General features: G+C 66.3%; 2 protein-coding genes. Both read left to right on the plus strand.

What is annotated here, in order from left to right; all coding sequences use genetic code 11:
• Positions 1-798: Mu transposase domain-containing protein (locus tag AC0KVN_RS27560; RefSeq protein WP_483656824.1), on the plus strand; the 798-nt coding region annotated here is incomplete at its 5' end.
• Positions 785-1,091: ATP-binding protein (locus tag AC0KVN_RS27565; RefSeq protein ID WP_483656826.1), on the plus strand; the 307-nt coding region annotated here is incomplete at its 3' end. The genes AC0KVN_RS27560 and AC0KVN_RS27565, both read left to right, overlap by 14 nt.

Consider the following 1,091-nt stretch of genomic DNA (forward strand, 5'->3'; position numbering starts at 1 on the left):
TGGGAGAAGGGTCAGGTCGAGAACCAGGTGCAGACGATCCGAGGGCGTTTCTTCCAGCCCCGCCTGCGGTTCGCCAGCCTCGAGGAACTCAATGGCTGGCTGGAAGCTGAGTGCCGGCGCTGGGCCGAACGACAGGCGCATCCTGAGCAAAGCGAACAGACCGTGGCGCAGATGCTGGAGATCGAACGCCCTGCATTACAGTCGATGCTGGGGGCGTTCGACGGCTTCAACGAGAGCGAGCACGGCGTGTCGGGCACCTGCCTGATCAGCTACGATCGCAACCGATACTCGGTCCTCTCGACGGTGGCGCGGCGCACGGTGCAGGTTCGGGCCTATGCCGACCGCATTGTCGTGCGATGCGGCGATGAGGTCGTCGCCGAGCATCCCCGCTTCTTCGGGCGGAACCGCACCATCTATGATCCCTGGCACTATCTGCCGGTGCTGGCCCGCAAGCCCGGCGCTTTACGCAACGGCGCTCCCTTCCAGGACTGGGAGTTGTCGCCAGCGCTCGCCCGATTACGACGCAAGCTGGGCAACGGCGATGATGCCGATCGGCGGTTCGTGCGCGTGCTGGCGGCCGTGCTGACCGACGGCCTGGAACTCGTCGAGGCCGCCGTGCGGGAGGCGCTGGCGACCGGCACGGCGAGCGACGATCTGATCCTCAATATCCTGGCACGGCGCCGCGAACCGCCGCGACCGCTGACGATCGTCACTTCTGAGGACAACGCCCTGCGGCATCCGCCGATCGCCGACTGTGCCCGTTACGACCAACTGAGGAACTTCCATGCAGCGGCATGACATGATCGACGCGATGCGCGGACTTGGACTCAAAGGGATGGCCGGCGCGTTCGATGAGGCCGTCACCACTGGGCTTCAGCGCCAGCGCACGACGATGGAGATACTGACCGATCTGCTGCGCGCGGAGGCAACGCACCGCCACGCCGCCTCGATCCGATACCGGATGGCGGCCGCCAAGCTGCCGGTGGTGAAGGACCTCGATGCCTTCCACTTCGAGGGGACACCGATCAACGAGGGGCTGGTCCGTTCGCTGCACAGCGGCGCGTTCCTGCCCGCACGGCGCAATGTCGTCC

This window comes from Sphingobium sp. SG1 (assembly GCF_057063145.1).